Below are 18,158 nucleotides of genomic sequence, written 5' to 3'. Positions count from 1 at the left end.
CAGCTTTACATGACGGTGCCGTTGGTGAGACGGATTTTTTCGGTCTTGGCTTCTGCCAGCTGGCCCTGATTAATCATACCATATTTATGCATAGCGGCCAGCACCAGCAGCTGACGTTTTTTGCAGCCCTCGGGGTTTTCCAGCGGATTGAGGCTGGTGGGCGCGTAGGGAAGTGAGGCGATGACGGCGGCCTCGGCCAGAGTCAGCGCCGAAGGTGCCTTGCCGAAGTATGTTCTGCTGGCCTGTTTAATACCGGTGGAGCCTGCGCCGAAGTAGGTGGTGTTCAGATAAAGCTCCAGAATTTCGTCCTTGCTGTAATTATCCTCCAGCATGAGCGAGAGCACGGCCTCTTCAATTTTACGCTCCATGCTTTGCTCGTGCGACAGAAAAACATTTTTGACAAACTGCTGTGTCAGCGTGCTGCCTCCCTGCACTACCTCGCCGGCGTTGATGTTGGCCAGTGCGGCGCGCAGAATGCCTTCCACGGCAATAGCGCCGTGATTATAAAAAGCGTGGTCCTCGATAGCAATCAACGCCTGCGGTATATCGCGCGACATGGCGTCAAGACTTGTCCAGTTCGGGTTTTGGCGGATAGGATCGATAACCTCATCCATATTAAAGGCCAGATAGAATTTATGTACGGGCGAGGGCCATTCCTCCTTGGGAGGCAGCAGGCTGGTGAAAAGCGCCATAGCGGCGGATTTTTCGTGCTTGCTGACCTTCTGCTGTTCCTGCTGTATGGGGGTGGTAGGCTGAGCCTTATCCGTAATGTTGTCATAACCCACCATGCCTATAAAAATAAGCAAAGCCATGATAATGATTTTAAACATAAGATACACCTCGTTAGTAATTTTGATATATTTTAAACAGTGACGTGTATAGCTTTCACGTCTATTGTAACAATAAAGTGTGAATTTGGCAAAAAATACTGGTATATTTACCTTTTAGGTAGTAAAATAAGATTGTAAAATGGATTATTGTCCCTTAATTTTTACAAAAAAATTCACAAAGTGCTTGCAAAATTATACAATTTAGTTGTATAATTATCGAGTACAAAGGAGAATGGATATGAAAGCAAGTGTTATCGGTGCAACAGGCTACGCAGGAGTTGAGCTTCTGCGACTTTTGGACGGACATCCGGAAGCGGAAATTGCCGTAATTACCTCTGAGAGCAGTACGGGAGAGGCGATTGCTTCTATGTATCCGCATTTGTCGGGACGTATTGAAAAGAATCTGCAGTCTATGCAGGAGCTGGATGCTATTGCAGCAGCAAGTGATGTGATTTTTATTGCCCTGCCTCATGGCCATGCTATGAAGATAGGCAAGCAGCTGCGAGGCAGCAAGACCAAGATTATTGACCTCGGCGGCGATTATAGATTTAAGGATTACCATGTGTTTGAACAGTGGTACAAGGTGAAGCATGAGGACCCGGAGGCGCAGGCTGTCTACGGTCTGACAGAGCTTTTCCGCGATAAGGTGCGCGGGGCGCAGCTGGTGGCAAATCCCGGCTGCTACACTACCTGCAGCATTCTGGCGCTGGTGCCGCTTTTAAAATATAAGCTGATTGAAGCTCAGGGCATTGTGATTGATGCCAAAAGCGGTACGACCGGTGCGGGCCGCAGCCTGAAGGCAGGCAGTCTTTACTGCAGTGTCAACGAAAGCTTTAAGGCCTACGGTGTTGCTTCGCACCGCCATACACCGGAAATCGAGCAGATTTACAGCGAGTTTGCCGGTGAGGATGTTGTGATTCAGTTTACACCGCATCTGCTGCCTGTGGACCGCGGTATTTATGCAACCTGCTATGCACAGCTGAAGCAGGGCGTAACGGATGCACAGATTGAGGAGGCCTATCAGGCAATGTACGGCGATGAATTTTTCATCCGCCTGCGCGGCAAGGGAGTTTGCCCGGAATTGAAGAATATTCGTGGCTCCAACTATGTGGACCTTGGCTGGCAGACCGATAAGCGTACAGGCCGTATTATTGTAATGAATTGTATTGATAATCTGGTTAAGGGTGCTGCGGGACAGGCAGTGCAGAACATGAATGTTATGTTTGGCATTGATGAAACTGCCGGCCTGCGTCAGCTGCCGCTTGTTCCTTAAGCTTGTTATAACTATTATACTATAAAATGGTGCTTAACGGTGATGCTGCCGTAGAAGAAAAGATGTAAGCACCTGAGAAAGAGGGGAATCTCATGAAGAAATTAGAAGGCTGGGTGACTGCACCGCAGGGCTTCATTGCTGCCGGCGTCAAGGCCGGTATCAAAGCCAGCGGCAATCATGATGTAGCAGTTATTTTCAGTACCGTGCCTGCGGCCTGCGGTGCGGTATTTACACAAAATAAAATGTGCGCTGCTCCTGTGCTCGTGAGCCGCGAGGTCAACAAGCACGGTTATGCGCAGGCGATTGCCGTAAACAGCGGCTGTGCCAACGCCTGCACGGGCGAGCAGGGCCTGGCGGATGCCAAGAAAATGCAGGCGCATACGGCAGAGCTTTTAGGCATCGCTCCGGAAGCAGTATTTGTCTGCTCCACCGGTGTTATCGGCCAGTTCCTGCCGATGGATAAGCTTTTAACAGGCATTGCCGATGCTGTCGACAGCTTGGACGAATGCGAGGGTGAAAGCTGCGCTATGGCGATTCAGACTACGGATACCTTTATCAAGCACGCTGCCTATGAAACGGAAATCGGCGGCAAGAAGGTAACCTTCGCCGGTATCGCCAAGGGTGCTGGCATGATTCATCCGAACATGGCAACTATGCTGACCTTCATCACTACCGACGCTGCCGTTGCTCCCGATGTGCTGAAGCGCGCGGTGAAAAAGGCTGCCGACAAATCCTTCAACATGGTTGTTGTCGACGGCGATACCAGTACCAATGACAGCATGATTGTGCTGGCCAACGGTCTTGCCGAAAACGCAATCATTCTTTCGGAGGAGCATCCGGATTATCCGGCCTTCTTTGAAGCGCTGGTTGCCTGTGCTACCGACCTTGCCAAAATGATTGCGCATGACGGCGAGGGCGCTACCAAATTCCTCGAGGTAAATGTTACTGGTGCCGCAACCTGGGAGGATGCCAAAACCGCAGCGATGGCTATTGCCAAATCGCCGTTGGTAAAAACAGCCTTCTTCGGCGAGGACCCGAACTGGGGACGCATTGTCTGCGCTGCAGGCTACAGCGGTGCTGCCATGGAGGCAGATAAGGTAAACCTGTCTATCGGCGGCATCCGCCTGGTAGAAAACGGCATGAACTGCAACGTGCCTGCCGAAAAGCTGGCGCCGACCATGGCTGAGCATGATATTTCCATGAGCATCGACCTGGGGGCCGGTGAGGAAAGCGCAACTGTGTGGACTTGCGATTTTAGTTATGAGTATGTGAAGATTAACGGTGAATATCATACCTGAGTGGCCGAGTGATAAAGCACCATATACTTCGTCAAGCCTCCTCGGAGTACTGTTAGTACGCCTTCGTCGGCTTTCCTCGTCTCTGGTACTTTCTAGCTCGTCCTTGGTAGTGAGCGCATAATATTATTATGGTGGATTACATCTAATACTTTCTTTCACGTCTTTGGAGAGAAGCAATGATAAATATAAACGCAAGACAAATATATAAAAAAATGAGGGAGGACATCACTTATGTTAATGAACGAACAACAAGTACAGACCTTAATGGAAGCACTGCCGTATCTGAGCAATTTTAAAGATAAAACTATTGTCGTAAAATATGGCGGCAACGCTATGCTGAATGATGAGCTGAAAAACAAGGTGCTGCAGGATATCCTGTTCCTGCAATACGCCGGCATGCGTCCGGTAGTTGTTCACGGCGGCGGTCCGGAAATCAGCCGTCAGCTGGAGCAGGCCGGTAAAAAGAGCGAATTTGTCGGCGGTCTGCGTGTAACCGATGCAGAATCCGCAGCTATTGCCGAGATGGCGCTCGTAGGCAAAATCAACACTGACCTTGTTGGGCGTCTGAATGCTTTGGGTGGCAAGGCTGTCGGCCTCAACGGCAAGGATGCTAACCTGCTGAAGGCTAAAAAATATCTGGCTGATGTTTATGAAAACGGTGAGGTTAACCTGGTAGATATCGGTTTTGTCGGCAGCGTTAAAGAGGTCAACACCGATTTGATTAACTGCCTGCTGGACGGCGGTTATATTCCTGTAATCGCTCCGACCGGCGTCGGTGACGAGGGTGAAACCTATAACATTAACGCAGATGTTGCTGCCGGTGAAATTGCCGGTGCGCTGAAGGCAGAAAAGCTGCTGGTGCTGACTGATGTCCGCGGTATTTATTCCGCATATCCGGATGAAAGCAGCTTCATTTCCACGTTGACCTTTGAAAAGGCTCATGAGCTTATCCTCAAGGGCAGCATTGACGGCGGCATGATTCCTAAGGTTCGTTCCTGCATTAAGGCTTTGAGCGGCGGTGCCAAGAAAACACATATTATTGACGGCCGTGCCGAGCATTCTATTCTGATGGAGCTGTTCAGCGACAAGGGCGTTGGTACCGAGGTAGTTAAAGAAATCTGATAGCAGGGATTTTGCATGAGGGGGAGATATTCTTGGCAATGGATAAAAAAACTATTATAGAAGAAACAGAAAAATATTATCTGCCTGTTTTCGGCAGATATCCGATGGTTATGGAGCTTGGCCATGGCTGCCGTGTGTGGGACAACGAGGGCAATGAGTATGTGGATGCCTTTGCCGGTATTGCTGTCAACAGCCTTGGTTACAATCATCCGGTGCTGGTGAAGGCTATCAGTGAGCAGGCTGCTAAGCTGATGCACTGCTCCAATCTGTATTATACCGAGATTCAGGTAAAGGCCTTGCGTGTTGTGGCCGAGGCTACCGGTATGGACCGCATTTTCTTTGCCAACTGCGGTGCCGAGGGCAATGAGGGCGCTATGAAGCTGGCGCGTAAATACGGCGTGAGCAAAGCGCCTACGAAATATAAAATTATTTCTGCCGACGAATCCTTCCACGGACGCACCTTTGATACGCTGGCTGCTACCGGCCATGATTATTATCATGTGGGCTACGGTCCGCTGAGCCCCGGACATGTGCTTGTACCTTACGGCGATATTAAGGCGCTGGAGGCTCAAATGGATGATGATGTCTGCGCTGTTCTGCTGGAGCCTATTCAGGGCGAGGGCGGCGTGCATGTACCGCCTGCTGAGTATTTGCAGCAGGTGCGTGCGCTGTGCGATAAGCATGATGCGCTGCTGATTTTCGACGAGGTGCAGACCGGTGTTGCTCGTACCGGCAAATGGTTTGCTTATATGCACAGCGGCGTGAAGCCTGATATCCTGACCTTTGCCAAGGGCATCGGCGGAGGCTTCCCAGTTGCAGGCTTTGCTGTGCCGGAGCGCCTGGCGCATGTGTTTAAGCCCGGCGACCACGGCGGAACCTTCGGCGGTAACCCGCTGGCCTGCGCCGCTGTATACGCAACGCTGACGACTATTAAGTCCGAAGGACTGGTAGACAAGGTTGCGGAGAAGGGTGAATACTTTAAGAATGAGCTGCGTACGCTGCAGGAAAAATATCCTGACAAGGTTACCGATGTCCGCGGCTGCGGCCTGATGCTGGGCATGGAGGTTGCCGGCGAGGGCAAGCCGATTGTGGAAAGCTGCCTGGAAAACCATGTTATTGTGAACTGTACTGCGGGTAATGTTATCCGCATTGTACCGCCGCTGATTATCAGCAAGGAAGAAATTGATATCGTGGTTGCTGCGCTGGATAAGGCGCTGGCGGCCTGTTAAAAACGAGAGGGGATAAAAAATGAGTTTAAAAGACAAAGACCTGATTTCTATTCATGACCTTAGCGTAGGCGAGGTCGCAACAATTCTTGATGTGGCAAAAAAATTGAAACGTAAGCAAAAGGCCGGTGAGCCTCACCAATATTTGAAGGGCAAAACTCTGGCTATGCTGTTCTCCAAGGCTTCTACCCGTACCAGAACCTCTTTTGAGGTTGGCTTCTGGCAGCTGGGCGGCCATCCGATTTATCTGAGCGATTCCGCTTCCCAAATCGGCCGCGGCGAACCGATTCGCGATACTGCGCGTGTACTTTCCCGCTTCGTTGACGGTATTATGATCCGTACCTTCTCACATGATTCCGTTATTGAGCTGGCTAAATATGCAAGCGTTCCTGTTATCAACGGCCTGACCGATTTGCTGCATCCCTGCCAGGCTCTGACCGATATCTTCACTATTCAGGAGAAGATGAAGGTGCTCAAAGGCCGTAAGCTGGTTTATGTAGGCGACGGCAACAATATGGCACACTCTTTGATGTTTGCCTGCGCTAAGGTTGGCATGAACATGATCTGCGCCAGCCCGAAGGGCTATCAGCCTGATCCGGAAATCCTGCGTCTGGCACAGGAGGACGCTGCCCAAACCGGCTGCAGCATTACCGTAGAGGAGGACATCTTCAAGGCTGCTAAGGGCGCCGACGTGCTCTATACCGATGTATGGACCAGCATGGGCGAGGAAGCAGAGCGTGAGGTTCGTTTCAAAGCACTGCATAATTATCAGATTAACCAGGCGCTGCTGAACGAAGCACGTCCGGAAGCAATCGTTCTGCATTGCCTGCCTGCACACCGCGGTGAAGAAATTACCGAGGAAGTGCTGGAAGGACCGCAATCTGTTGTATTCGACCAGGCAGAGAACAGACTGCACGTACAAAAGGCTATTATGGCGCTGCTGATGAGCGACGAAGTACTCTAAATCAGGTCTTGAATGTATAAATATAACGGCTGAGCGTATAGTTTATATGCTTAGCCGTTCTTGTATACAGATAAAATTTTCTGAAATAAGCTATATTTTAGGCTTTTTGTTACATCTAGTACACAAAAAGTATTGTATACATGCGCTTAAATACTTGATTTATGCATAAAAAGGGTATATAATACAAGAAGTTTGTAAGTTTATTCACTAATGCATAGCATTATACAGAAATGGGAGGCTATTATAATGAAAAAAGAAGATATTAAGAAAGTAGTTCTGGCTTACTCCGGTGGCCTTGATACATCCGTAATCATCCCCTGGCTGAAAGAGCATTACAACAACTGCGAAGTTATCGCTGCCTGCGCTGACCTTGGCCAAGGCGACGAACTGGAACCCGTTCATGACAAAGCACTGAAAACCGGTGCAAGCAAATGCTACATCATGGACCTGAAAGAAGAATTCATCAGCGACTATGTATGGCCCACTGTTAAGGCCGGTGCTGTATACGAAAAGAAATACCTGCTGGGTACTTCCTTCGCTCGTCCGCTGATTGCTAAAAAATTAGTTGAAATCGCTGAAAAAGAAGGCGCTGATGCTATTGCTCACGGTGCTACCGGCAAAGGCAACGACCAGGTTCGTTTCGAACTGTCCGTAAAGGCTCTGGCTCCGCAGCTGGCAATCATTGCTCCGTGGCGTGAGTGGGAACTGCGCAGCCGTGACCAGGAAATCGACTATGCTGCAGCACATAACATTCCTATCCCTGTATCCCATGACCATGACTACTCCATGGACCGCAACATGTGGCATCTGTCCCATGAAGGCAGCGACCTGGAAGATCCGTGGAATGCACCGAAAGATGAATTGTTCATCGTTACCAACATTCCTGAAAAAGCTCCCGATAAACCGGAATATGTTGAACTGGAATACGTTGAAGGCGTACCTGTAAGCGTTAACGGTGAAAAACTCAGCCCGGCTAAGCTCGTTGAAAAACTGAACGAAATCGGTATCCGCAACGCTGTTGGTATTACCGATATGGTTGAAGATCGTCTGGTTGGCATGAAATCCCGTGGCGTTTATGAAAACCCTGCCGGCGCTATCATCTACTACGGCCACAACGATCTGGAAAACCTTTGCCTGGACCGTGCAACCCAATCCTTCAAGCAACAGGTTTCCATCCGTTATTCCGAGCTGGTTTACGATGGCATGTGGTTCAGCCCGCTGCGTGAGGCTCTGGATGCTTTCGTTAACGAAACTCAAAAAACCGTTACCGGTACTGTTCGCATGAAACTTTATAAAGGCAACATCTACAGTGCAGGCGTTAAATCCCCGTACTCCCTGTACAGCCAGGAATATGTAACCTTCGGCGAAGACGAAGTTTACAACCAGGCAGATGCTACCGGCTTCATCAACCTCTTCGGCCTGCCGCTGAAAGTTAGAGCGCTGATGAAGAAAGGCAACCTGAAATAATGGCTAAGCTTTGGGGCGGTCGTTTCAGTAAGAATACGAACGAATTGGTGGACGCATTTAATGCGTCCATTGATTTTGATAAACGCTTATATCACGAGGATATCCGCGGCAGCATTGCTCATGCCGGTATGCTGGCTAAATGCGGTATCATTCCGGCAGAGGACGGGGAGAAAATCATTGCCGGTCTGAAAGACATCCTGGCTGATATTGAAGCAGGCAACTTCCATTTTGACGTTGCGCTGGAGGATATTCATATGAATGTGGAAGCGCGTCTGACCGAACGTATCGGCAGCGCCGGCGCCCGTCTGCATACCGCACGCAGCCGTAACGACCAGGTTGCACTCGATATGCATATGTATATGAAGCGTGAGGTTGCCGAAATTGCCGAGCTTTTACTCAAATTTGAGGAAGCTCTTTTAACAGTTGCCAAAAAGCACGAAAAAACTCTGATGCCGGGTTATACCCATCTGCAGCGTGCGCAGCCGATTACCTTTGCTCATCATATGCTGGCATATTTCAATATGCTGCAGCGTGACTTCCGCCGCCTGCTGGGCGTTTGGGAAGGCGCGGACATGATGCCGCTGGGTGCCGGTGCGATTGCAGGCACTACGTTCCCCATTGACCGTTTTATGGTTGCGGAGGAGCTGAACTTCGGCACAGTTTATCCGAACAGCATGGACGCAGTAAGCGACCGTGACTATATCATTGAATTCCTTTCCTTTGCTTCCACCCTCATGATGCACATGAGCCGTCTGAGCGAGGAAATCTGCCTCTGGAGCAGCACCGAATTCGGCTTTGTTGAGCTGGACGATGCTTTTGCCACCGGTTCTTCCATGATGCCGCAGAAGAAGAACCCTGATATTTCCGAGCTGGTACGCGGTAAAACCGGCCGTGTGTATGGTCATCTGATGGCTATGCTGACAACGGCTAAGGGCCTGCCGCTGACCTATAACAAGGACCTGCAGGAGGATAAGGAAGGCTTCTTCGACGCTATCGACACCGTTAAATTCACGCTGGCTGTTTATCGTGATATGATTCTGACGATGACGGTTAATGTGGACAAGATGGCGCAGGCAGTGAGCAAGGATTTCTCCAATGCCACCGACCTGGCAGACTATCTGGTACGCAAGGGACTGCCCTTCCGTCAGGCACATGAGGTTGTCGGCAAATGCGTTGCCTATGCTATTCATCAGGGCAAATTCCTGCCGGAGATTTCTCTGGAGGAATACAAGCAGTTCTCCGACCTCTTCGAGAGCGATTTGCTGGTAGCTCTGAAGCCCGAGCATTGCGTAGAAGCACGTAAATCCTACGGCGGACCTGCTTTCTCCGAAAACGAGAAGCAGTTCGCTATCGGCGACAAGGTGCTGGCAGTGCAGCAGGCTAAGCTGGAGGAGCTGCAAAGCAAGCTGTAATTAAAAATAACGCGCCAAGCGCATAAAAAATGAGCAAGACAGTAGCGAAAGCTGCTATCTTGCTCGTTTTGTTTTGCTTATGTTATTTGAAGAACATAGCGTAATAGCCGTTGAAGAAGATGTACAGTACAATCAGCGGCAGAATGTAGGTTGCATAGAAGCGCATCCATTTCGGGAAGCCGATGCCCTTGCCGGTATCAACCTCTTCAATGAATTTGTTCCAGCCCCAGCCGTAGCGGGTAGTGCAGAAGGCCAGGAAGATTAGGCTGCCTAAAGGCAGAATATTGTTGCTGACGAGGAAGTCTTCCAGATCCAGCACGCAGGTGCCTTTGCCCAGAGGCTCAAAGCCGCTCCAGATATTGAAGCCGAAAACGCAGGGCAGGGACAGCAGAATCATGCCGATAACAGCAAAGGGGATGAGGCGACGGCGGTCACCGCCAGTCAGCTCGCAGATGCTGGAGATAATCATTTCGAATACGGCAATAACAGTGGACATTGCCGCAAAGAGCATGAAGAGGAAGAAAAGGGTGCCCCAGATACGTCCGCCGTTCATAGCGTTGAATACGTTAGGCAGGGTGATGAAGAGCAGGTTCGGGCCCGCATCCGGCTGGATACCGAAGCTGAAGCATGCCGGGAAGATAATCAGACCGGCAACGATTGCTACGAAGGTATCGAGGAACATAATCCACAGTGCTTCGTTGGTGAGCTTCTGCTCCTTGCCGATGTAGCTGCCGAAGATGGAAAGAGAGCCCATGCCGATGCTCAGTGTGAAGAAGGCCTGGCCCATAGCGGCGAAGATTACCTCGCGTACACCGTGCTCGGCAATTTTGTCGAAGTCGGGGTAGAGGTAATACTTGAGGCCGGCTTCACTGCCCGGAAGCAGCATGGAGTTGGCTGCCAGCACAACCATCAGCACGATGAGGAAGGCCATCATAACCTTGGTGATGCGTTCAACGCCGTTGCGAACGCCCATGTAGCAGACGCCGAAGCAGAGCATGATGATGATTGCCATGTTGCCGGCCATAGTTGCCGGGTCCTGCAGCAGAGCACCGAAAACGTCTTTGATGCCCTGAGCGTCAAGACCGGAAAGATCACCGACAGCCATTTTATAGAGAAAATACAGCATCCAGCCGCTGACGGTGGTGTAGAACATCATCAGGATGATGTTGCCGGCAATAGTTACATATTTGAACAGATGCCATTTAGTTCCCTTCGGCTCCAGTGTGTCGAAGGATTTTGCCGGACTGCGTCTGCTGGCGCGGCCGACAGCAAATTCCGCTACCATGATGGGCAGGCCCAACAGCAGCAGGAAGCACAGGTAGATGAGCACAAAGGATGCGCCGCCATACTGGCCTGTGACGAAAGGAAAGCGCCAGACGTTGCCTAAACCAATGGCACAGCCAGCAGAAATCAGGATAAATCCCAAGCGTGAAGAGAAGCTCTCACGTTCCATAATACATATCGTCTCCCTTACTAATACAATAATAGTATATAGTATAAGCTATTATCCTGTTTTTAGCAAGCTAAAGAGAAATAAATGCTCTCGCAGGCTGCAGTAACGGCGAATTTGATATAGGCCTATCGGGAATATTAAATATAACAAATAGTTATAACATTTAACTTGACTATCGGCAGTACCTATTTTATAATAGCCTCACACACAGAGATGGGTTTTGTGTGTAGAGGAGAATTAAAATGCAGAAAAAGTATCTTATTATTTTGAGTACTGTCGTTTTATCTTTATGCGGTGCTGCCAGCCTGGTTTACTATGATGCTCTTTTGAGAGCCTAGCTAAATTTAAGCGGCGGCAATTTACATCCGGCAATCGCAGCTGCATGACATTAGCAGAAATATACAATGTCTGCAGGATTACCCCACCCGGATGCCAAAAATAATTACAAGGCGTAAGCAACGGAGCTTACGTCTTTTTTTCTGCCCGCAAACGCTTGCGGGTGTGTTGCATATAATTATAGCAAGGAATTTTCTTCGCACGGAGTTTGGCAACATGATATAATATAATTAATATAGACTGTCTGTTATTAGCTTGTTAAAAGTAAATATAGTATAGATTAAAAGAATACGCATTGACACTCTGGTTTAAAAGAAGGAGGGATGAAGCAATGCTGTTAGGTATTGATGTAGGCGGAACCTTTACGGATGCCGTGGTGCTGCGGCAGGGCGAGGTGGTGGCGCAGGCCAAGCGTGCGACAACGCATGACGATGTGCTGCAGTGCGTGCTGGCGGCGCTGGATGCGGTGCTGCAGCCGGGAATGGCGCAGGAGCTGGAGCGTGTGGTAATATCCAGCACTATTGTGACCAACGCTTTGACCGAGGGCAGCCTGCCGCCGGCGTTTTTGGTAATTATCGCCGGACCGGGCATGAACGTCAAGGGACATCTGCCGGTGACGCCGTACTATCTGTCGGGTTATGTGGACCATCGCGGCAAGATTACGGCTAATATCGATTGGAGCAGGCATCAGGAGCTGTTGCGGCGCAAGGGCAGCGGTGTGTGTGCGGTGAGCGGCAAGTTTTCCGTGCGTAACCCGCAGCTGGAATATCAGGCGGAGCATGAGCTGAAAAAATGCGGCTACAGCAAGGTGTTTTTGGGCAGCGAGCTGAGCGGTGAGCTGAATTTTGTGCGCCGCAGCAATTCGGCGTATTTTTCCGCGCAGGTTTATGAGCTTTTCACCCGCTTCTGCAAGCGCGTGGAACGTGCTCTGGCAGAGCGCGGCATCCGCGCTCCGGTGCATATCTTGAAGGCGGACGGCGGTACGCTGCCGCTAGAAGCAGCCTTGCAGCAGCCGGTGGAGGCTGTGTTTACCGGTCCTGCTGCTTCCGTACTGGGCATAGAGGCGCTTTGTGCTCCCGCAGTGAACAGCATCTCGCTGGATGTGGGCGGCACTACTACCGACATTGCCTTCTGGGAGAACGGCCTGCCGCTGATGGCCCGCAAGGGTGCAACGGTTGCCGGTTATCCTACGGCGGTGCGTGCCTTTCATATGCGTAGCATCGGCATCGGCGGCGACAGCAGGCTGCATAAGACGGAAAACGGTTATGTTGTCGGTCCCGAACGCGAAGGTCCCGCTGCTGCTGTCGGCGGCAGCATAGCGACGCTGAGCGATGCGCTGATTACGGCGGGTTATGTGCATTTCGGTGACGAAGAGCGGGCACAGGCGGCGATTGCCGCTTTGGGCGGCGAACCGCAGACAGAAGCACGCAAGATTGTGGCTGCTGCCGTTGAGCAGATTAAGACGACGATTCGGGAAATGCTGGACGAATGGGCCAAGCAGCCCGTGTATACGGTTAACGATGTTATCAAGGGCACGGAATTCATCCCGCAGCAGCTGATTGGCGTTGGCGGTGGCGCACCGGGCTTAATCAGGGCGCTGGGCGAGGCTATGGCGCTGCCGGTGGATATTCCTGCCGGAGCGATGGTGGCGAACGCTATAGGTGCAGCGGTGGCAAGGCCGACGCTGAGCGCAGGACTGCGTGCGGACACTACCGACGGCTATTACATTATTCCTGAGGGCGGAAAACGCGAAAGCCTGCCGCGACGCTTCAATAAGCAGGCGGCGGAGGAGCTGCTGGCAAGCTGGCTGCGGGAGCAGACGGCGCAGTGGCAGCTGCCCGACCAGGAAACGGAGCTTATCAGCTACGAGCATTTTCATACAGTACACGGCTATTACGAAACCGGCGATATTTATAGCCTGCGCATGCAGCTGAAGCCGGGAATTCTCTATAAGGTTAGCGGCAGGGAGGTGAGCTTCTGATGGCAAAGAATACCTTGGGATTAGTATTTTTCCCTGCGTTTGACTGGATGATCAGCCCCGGTCACCCCGAACGGCAGGAGCGCTTATTATATACACGCGACCAGCTGGAGGAGGAGGGCCTCTTTGACTGCGAGGAGATTAAGGAATATCGCCCGCGTCTTGCTGAAATCGAGGATTTGCAGCGTGCGCATGTAGGCGTGCCGGCGATTGCACGTCTGATTACGCCGGCGCATCTGACCTCTGCGGGAGGCTGCCTGGTGGCGGCCGATGCCGTAATGCAGCGGGAGATACAGCGTGCCTTTGCTCTCGTGCGTCCGCCGGGACACCACGCTATGCGTGTAGTACACGGAATCCGTGGTTTTTGTACTATTAATATTGAAGCAATAATGGTAGAATATTTACGTAGCAGGTATAATATCCGTAGGATTGCTGTTGTGGATACCGACGTGCATCACGGCGACGGCTCGCAGGACGTGTTCTACCACGATCCCGATACGCTGTATATCTCCTTCCATCAGGACGGGCGCACCTTGTATCCGGGCACAGGCTTTCCTAATGAAGCAGGCAGTCCTGCGGCCTGGGGCACGAATATTAATCTACCCTTGCTGCCGGGAACAGGCGATGAAGGACTGCACCGCCTGTACGATGGCTTAATCACGCATATACTGGAGGACTTTCAGCCGGAGCTGATTATCAACAGCGCCGGGCAGGATAACCATTTCAGCGACCCGCTGGCTTCCATGCAGGTGACAGCACAGGGCTATGCGCGTCTGGCGGATAAGCTGCAGGCTGATATTGCGGTGCTGGAGGGAGGTTATTCGATTGAAAGCGCCCTGCCTTATGTCAACACCGGTATTATTCTGGCGATGGCAGGCATGGATTACAGCAAGGTGGTGGAGCCTGATTTGCGCGGACTGCGCCCGCAGGATGAGCGCTGCAATAAGCGCGTAGACCAGCTTATTGCCGAGGTAGGCGATTTGTACTTCAACCGTGAGCGCACGAGCAAGGAATTGCTGGCGAAATGCGGCAATACCTGGCAGCGCAGCAAGCATATCTACTACGATGAGGAGGGTATCCGCGAGGAGCAGGTGGAAAGCGTGCATTATTGCGAACGCAAGGCCTGCCGCGGTTATTTTACCCTGCAGACGGCGGCCGAAGGGACGCGCTTTGGCGACCAGAGCGCTTTCATTACCTGCCTGACGCGCGAAATCTGTCCGCATTGCCGGCAAAAGGCCTACGATGCAGCGCTGGCAGAAAAGAAGCAAGGCCGCTGGCAGTATGTGCTGGTGCAGGATATTGCCACGGGCACAGTAGAAAATCTATAAATAATAAGCATTAGTACGCTGCCGAATAAATATGCGTCCTAAGCTGAGAATCGAGGTTAAATAATGATTAATGAATTGGTTGTAGCTACCCATAATCAGGGCAAGGTGGAAGAGTTTAAGTCTTTAATGAAGGATTTGCCGATTGAAATTAAATATCTGGCAGATTTTGATGCAGTGGAAGCACCGGCGGAAACAGGCCGCACCTTTGCTGCCAATGCCCGCCAAAAGGCTACCTATTATGCAAAGAAGCTGGGCAAGCCCTGCATCGCCGATGATTCCGGCCTGGAGGTTCAGGCGCTGGACGGTGCTCCCGGTGTGCGCAGTGCGCGCTATGCCGGCGAAAAGGCCAGCGACGAGGACAACAACAACCTGCTGCTGCACAACATGAAGTTTCAGGTTAAGCGTACCTGCCGCTTCCGCTGTGCGCTGTGCGTAGCACAACCCGACGGTAAGGTGCTCAACGAGGTAGACGGCATCTGCGACGGTATGCTGCTGCATGAGCCTTTGGGTGAAAACGGCTTCGGTTATGATCCGCTGTTCTGGTCTACCGAGCTGCATAAGGGTATGGCAGAGGCTTCCATGCAGGAGAAAAACAAAATCAGCCATCGCGGTAAGGCAATCCGTAAGCTGGTTGCTATCTGGAGCAAAAAGAAATGAGAATAGGCATTACGGGTGATACGCATGGCAGTGCGCAGGCGATTCGCCGCATTCTGCAGCAGACACCGCCTATCGAGCTGTGGCTGCATACAGGCGATTATGCGGCCGATGCCAACCGCCTGCATGATGCGACAGGCATCAAAACTGTGCGTGTTCGCGGCAACTGTGATTTATTGGATGACGGCAGTAAATTTGACGAGTATCTGGAAATAGAAGGATATAAAATCTGGCTGACGCACGGACACAGATATATAGAAAGAAATGTGCAGGCTGATTTGGGATATTGGGCCAAGCAGCTGGGGCAGGATATCGTGGTGTTCGGTCATACGCATGTGCCGATGGCCGAGTATTATGCGGAAACGCTGCTGGTGAACCCCGGCAGTCCGTCCCGTCCCCGCGGCGGCTCGGAACCTTGCTTTGCGGTGCTTACACTGCAGGCGGGGCAGACGCCGCAGGTGGAATTCTTCAAGGTCTGATTCTTTGGTTAAGAAAATTTTGCGCAGTAAGCAAAAATCTTTTGACAATTCCTTAAAATGATGTAGATTACACAGAAAACATCTTGCAAAACAGGGTAGTTTAATATACAATAAGTGTATACTATTTGTTGGACGGAGCTAATGATTTTTTAGACAGCTTACGTCGGGAAATCTTGGGAGGAAAAAAAGATGACAATGACTCTGCGTGAAGAAGCTCTTAAATTACATATGGACAATAACGGCAAAATTGCTGTAGTAAGCAAGGTGCCTATTGCAACCCGTCATGATTTGGCTATTGCCTATACCCCGGGTGTAGCTGAACCCTGCAAGGATATCAAGGAGGACAAAAACCTCTCCTTCGAATATACCTGCCGTGGCAACATGGTTGCTATTATTACCGACGGTACCCGTGTACTCGGCTTGGGCGACATCGGTCCCGAGGCTGCTATGCCGGTAATGGAAGGCAAGGCTGCACTGTTCAAAACCTTCGGTGATGTTGACGCTGTGCCTGTTTGCCTCGATACCAAGGATCCGGACGAATTCATCCGCACCGTTAAGCTGCTGCAGCCTAACTATGCAGGCGTAAACCTGGAGGATATTTCCTCTCCCAAATGCTATGAAATCGAAGATAAGCTGAAAGAAATCTGCGATATTCCTGTATTCCACGATGACCAGCATGGTACCGCTATTGCCTGCCTGTCTGCTGTACTGGGCGCACTGCGCTTTGTAAAAAAAGACATTGCTACCGCTAAATTCGTTGTCAACGGCTGCGGTGCTGCCGGCAGTGCTATCGGCCGTCTGCTGGTAAACATGGGCGCACAGCATGTAATCATGGTTGACCGCTTCGGCGCTCTGTATGAAGGCATCGACGCTAAGCTGGACCGCATCCAGAGCTATCTGGCTACCGTAACCAATAAGGAGCATAAGCAGGGGACTCTTGCTGATGTTGCTAAGGGTGCGGACGTTATGATCGGTGCTTCCGCTCCGAACGTATTCACCAAAGAAATTATGCAAAGCATGGCTGACAAGGCTATTGTTTTTGCTTTGGCTAACCCTGTTCCGGAAACCAGCTATGATGCTGCTAAGGAAGCAGGCGTTGCTGTTGCCGGCACCGGCCGCAGCGACAGACCGAACCAGGTAAACAACGTAACCGTATTCCCGGGCGTATTCCGCGGTGCTATTGATGTACGCGCACGCGCTATCACCGAGGAGATGAAGGTTGCTGCTGTTTATGCTATTGCCGACCTGATTGATGAAAAAGACCTGCGTGAGGACTATGTAGTACCTGACGCTTTTGACCCGCGTGTTGCTCCGGCGGTTGCTGCCGCTGTTGCAAAGGTTGCTATTGAAAAGGGCCTGGCACGCAAAATTGTAGATCCTGAGGTTGTAAGAGCCAATACTGCTAAACGCATCGGCCGTTAAGCCGCAGTATCAAAAATATTATTCTCACAATGACAATGTGAGCTTAGGAGGATGAAAACATGAGAGAAATAAAGGTTAGTGAAGTCACTGATGTTATTGCCAAGCTGTGCATGGATTCCTGCTACTATCTCCCGCAGGAGATGATGGACAAGATCAGAAATGCCGCTGTTGAAGAAGAATCTCCTTTGGGCAGGGAAATCCTTGCTACCTTGATTGAGAACTTCGAGCTGGCTAAGAAAAAGGCTGTTCCTCTGTGTCAGGATACTGGTCTGACCGTTGTATTTCTGGAAATCGGCCAGGAAGTGCATTTCGTTGACGGCGATTTGTATACTGCCATTCATGCAGGCGTAGCAAAGGGCTACACTGAAGGCTATCTGCGTAAATCCTCTGTAGGCGACCCGGTATTTGATCGTAAAAATTCCGGTGATAATACTCCGGCAATCATCCACACCAAGATTGTTCCCGGTGAAAAGGTTAAAATTATCGTTTGCCCCAAAGGCTGCGGCAGCGAAAACATGGGCGCTTTGAAGATGCTGAAGCCGGCAGACGGTGTTGAAGGCATCAAAAAATTTGTTGTTGATACCGTGCGTGCTGCAGGCCCGAACCCCTGCCCGCCGATTACCGTCGGCGTAGGCATCGGCGGCAACATGGAGCGCGCCGCTATTCTGGCTAAATACGCGCTGACCCGTACCGTAGGCGAGCACAACAAGGATGAGCGCTATGCGGCACTGGAGGACGAGCTGCTGGAGCTGGTAAATAAGACCGGCGTTGGTCCTTCCGGCTTAGGCGGCAGCACTACCGCTCTGGCTGTAAATGTTGAATTTACCCATACCCATATCGGTGGTATGCCCTGCGCTGTAAACCTGAACTGCCACCAGGCACGCAAGGCTGAAGCAGAAATTTAAAGGAGGCGCCT

At 51.1% G+C, this 18,158-nt stretch carries 15 protein-coding genes; 13 read left to right on the top strand and 2 right to left on the bottom strand.

Annotation, left to right across the window (positions count from 1 at the left end; translation table 11 throughout):
• Positions 1-5 precede the first annotated feature (5 nt).
• Positions 6-830: a transglycosylase domain-containing protein gene (locus M5E81_RS07435; RefSeq protein WP_009145059.1), complete on the bottom strand. Its 825-nt coding sequence runs from the start codon at positions 828-830 to the stop codon at positions 6-8.
• A 238-nt stretch (positions 831-1,068) separates the two neighbouring features.
• Here M5E81_RS07435 and argC point away from each other — a divergent pair, with 238 nt between their 5' ends.
• The 7 genes from argC to argH all read left to right on the top strand — a co-directional run bounded on the left by argC (position 1,069) and on the right by argH (position 9,592).
• The gene (gene argC, locus M5E81_RS07430) at positions 1,069-2,103 is read left to right on the top strand and encodes an N-acetyl-gamma-glutamyl-phosphate reductase (RefSeq protein ID WP_249747177.1); all 1,035 of its coding nucleotides are present in this window, start codon (positions 1,069-1,071) and stop codon (positions 2,101-2,103) included.
• Between the two features lie 92 nt (positions 2,104-2,195).
• Positions 2,196-3,401, top strand: a complete 1,206-nt coding sequence (gene argJ, locus M5E81_RS07425; RefSeq protein WP_009145057.1) for a bifunctional glutamate N-acetyltransferase/amino-acid acetyltransferase ArgJ — start codon at positions 2,196-2,198, stop codon at positions 3,399-3,401.
• 231 nt (positions 3,402-3,632) lie between these two features.
• The gene (argB, locus tag M5E81_RS07420) at positions 3,633-4,523 is read left to right on the top strand and encodes an acetylglutamate kinase (protein ID WP_009145056.1); all 891 of its coding nucleotides are present in this window, start codon (positions 3,633-3,635) and stop codon (positions 4,521-4,523) included.
• A 38-nt stretch (positions 4,524-4,561) separates the two neighbouring features.
• On the top strand, positions 4,562-5,752 hold the full coding sequence (locus M5E81_RS07415) for an aspartate aminotransferase family protein (protein WP_249748097.1): 1,191 nt from the start codon (positions 4,562-4,564) through the stop codon (positions 5,750-5,752).
• Positions 5,753-5,771: 19 nt separating this feature from the next.
• Entirely contained in the window at positions 5,772-6,713 is a 942-nt protein-coding gene (gene argF / locus M5E81_RS07410) for an ornithine carbamoyltransferase (protein WP_009145054.1), read from the top strand.
• A 246-nt stretch (positions 6,714-6,959) separates the two neighbouring features.
• Complete coding sequence (locus M5E81_RS07405; protein WP_021720576.1) at positions 6,960-8,180, top strand: argininosuccinate synthase; 1,221 nt, start codon at positions 6,960-6,962, stop codon at positions 8,178-8,180.
• A complete protein-coding gene (gene argH, locus M5E81_RS07400) occupies positions 8,180-9,592 on the top strand; it encodes an argininosuccinate lyase (RefSeq protein ID WP_210684692.1) in 1,413 nt (470 codons plus the stop codon). The genes M5E81_RS07405 and argH overlap by 1 nt, the downstream gene beginning before the upstream one ends.
• Positions 9,593-9,674: 82 nt before the next feature.
• Here argH and M5E81_RS07395 read toward each other — a convergent pair whose 3' ends face one another.
• Positions 9,675-11,045, bottom strand: a complete 1,371-nt coding sequence (locus M5E81_RS07395) for a sodium-dependent transporter (protein WP_249747176.1) — start codon at positions 11,043-11,045, stop codon at positions 9,675-9,677.
• A gap of 667 nt (positions 11,046-11,712) precedes the next feature.
• On the opposite strand from M5E81_RS07395, the gene M5E81_RS07390 reads away from it, so the two are divergent.
• From M5E81_RS07390 to M5E81_RS07365, 6 genes are all read left to right on the top strand, one after another.
• Positions 11,713-13,362 (top strand): hydantoinase/oxoprolinase family protein, encoded by a 1,650-nt coding sequence (locus M5E81_RS07390; protein ID WP_249747175.1) that lies wholly within the window; start codon positions 11,713-11,715, stop codon positions 13,360-13,362.
• Positions 13,362-14,687, top strand: coding sequence for a histone deacetylase family protein (locus M5E81_RS07385; protein WP_249747174.1), 1,326 nt, complete (start codon positions 13,362-13,364; stop codon positions 14,685-14,687). The genes M5E81_RS07390 and M5E81_RS07385 overlap by 1 nt, the downstream gene beginning before the upstream one ends.
• Before the next feature lie 63 nt (positions 14,688-14,750).
• The gene (locus M5E81_RS07380; RefSeq protein ID WP_249747173.1) at positions 14,751-15,344 is read left to right on the top strand and encodes an XTP/dITP diphosphatase; all 594 of its coding nucleotides are present in this window, start codon (positions 14,751-14,753) and stop codon (positions 15,342-15,344) included.
• On the top strand, positions 15,341-15,820 hold the full coding sequence (locus tag M5E81_RS07375) for a metallophosphoesterase (protein WP_009145046.1): 480 nt from the start codon (positions 15,341-15,343) through the stop codon (positions 15,818-15,820). Before M5E81_RS07380 ends, M5E81_RS07375 begins: the two co-directional genes overlap by 4 nt.
• Positions 15,821-16,015: 195 nt before the next feature.
• A complete protein-coding gene (locus M5E81_RS07370; protein ID WP_249748096.1) occupies positions 16,016-17,242 on the top strand; it encodes an NAD(P)-dependent malic enzyme in 1,227 nt (408 codons plus the stop codon).
• Positions 17,243-17,301: 59 nt separating this feature from the next.
• Positions 17,302-18,147, top strand: a complete 846-nt coding sequence (locus M5E81_RS07365; RefSeq protein ID WP_009145044.1) for a fumarate hydratase — start codon at positions 17,302-17,304, stop codon at positions 18,145-18,147.
• Positions 18,148-18,158: the final 11 nt, after the last annotated feature.

The organism is Phascolarctobacterium succinatutens (genome assembly GCF_023497905.1).
Lineage (GTDB): Bacteria > Bacillota > Negativicutes > Acidaminococcales > Acidaminococcaceae > Phascolarctobacterium_A > Phascolarctobacterium_A succinatutens.
Note: the sequence above shows the minus strand (reverse complement) of the source record. Positions and strands in the feature narration are given on the sequence as shown.

Coding starts and splice junctions, on each gene's coding strand:
- M5E81_RS07435 (WP_009145059.1), bottom strand. CDS start 830: ATGTTTAAAATCATTATCATGGCTTTGCTTATTTTTATAGGCATGGTG.
- argC (WP_249747177.1), top strand. CDS start 1,069: ATGAAAGCAAGTGTTATCGGTGCAACAGGCTACGCAGGAGTTGAGCTT.
- argJ (WP_009145057.1), top strand. CDS start 2,196: ATGAAGAAATTAGAAGGCTGGGTGACTGCACCGCAGGGCTTCATTGCT.
- argB (WP_009145056.1), top strand. CDS start 3,633: ATGTTAATGAACGAACAACAAGTACAGACCTTAATGGAAGCACTGCCG.
- M5E81_RS07415 (WP_249748097.1), top strand. CDS start 4,562: ATGGATAAAAAAACTATTATAGAAGAAACAGAAAAATATTATCTGCCT.
- argF (WP_009145054.1), top strand. CDS start 5,772: ATGAGTTTAAAAGACAAAGACCTGATTTCTATTCATGACCTTAGCGTA.
- M5E81_RS07405 (WP_021720576.1), top strand. CDS start 6,960: ATGAAAAAAGAAGATATTAAGAAAGTAGTTCTGGCTTACTCCGGTGGC.
- argH (WP_210684692.1), top strand. CDS start 8,180: ATGGCTAAGCTTTGGGGCGGTCGTTTCAGTAAGAATACGAACGAATTG.
- M5E81_RS07395 (WP_249747176.1), bottom strand. CDS start 11,045: ATGGAACGTGAGAGCTTCTCTTCACGCTTGGGATTTATCCTGATTTCT.
- M5E81_RS07390 (WP_249747175.1), top strand. CDS start 11,713: ATGCTGTTAGGTATTGATGTAGGCGGAACCTTTACGGATGCCGTGGTG.
- M5E81_RS07385 (WP_249747174.1), top strand. CDS start 13,362: ATGGCAAAGAATACCTTGGGATTAGTATTTTTCCCTGCGTTTGACTGG.
- M5E81_RS07380 (WP_249747173.1), top strand. CDS start 14,751: ATGATTAATGAATTGGTTGTAGCTACCCATAATCAGGGCAAGGTGGAA.
- M5E81_RS07375 (WP_009145046.1), top strand. CDS start 15,341: ATGAGAATAGGCATTACGGGTGATACGCATGGCAGTGCGCAGGCGATT.
- M5E81_RS07370 (WP_249748096.1), top strand. CDS start 16,016: ATGACTCTGCGTGAAGAAGCTCTTAAATTACATATGGACAATAACGGC.
- M5E81_RS07365 (WP_009145044.1), top strand. CDS start 17,302: ATGAGAGAAATAAAGGTTAGTGAAGTCACTGATGTTATTGCCAAGCTG.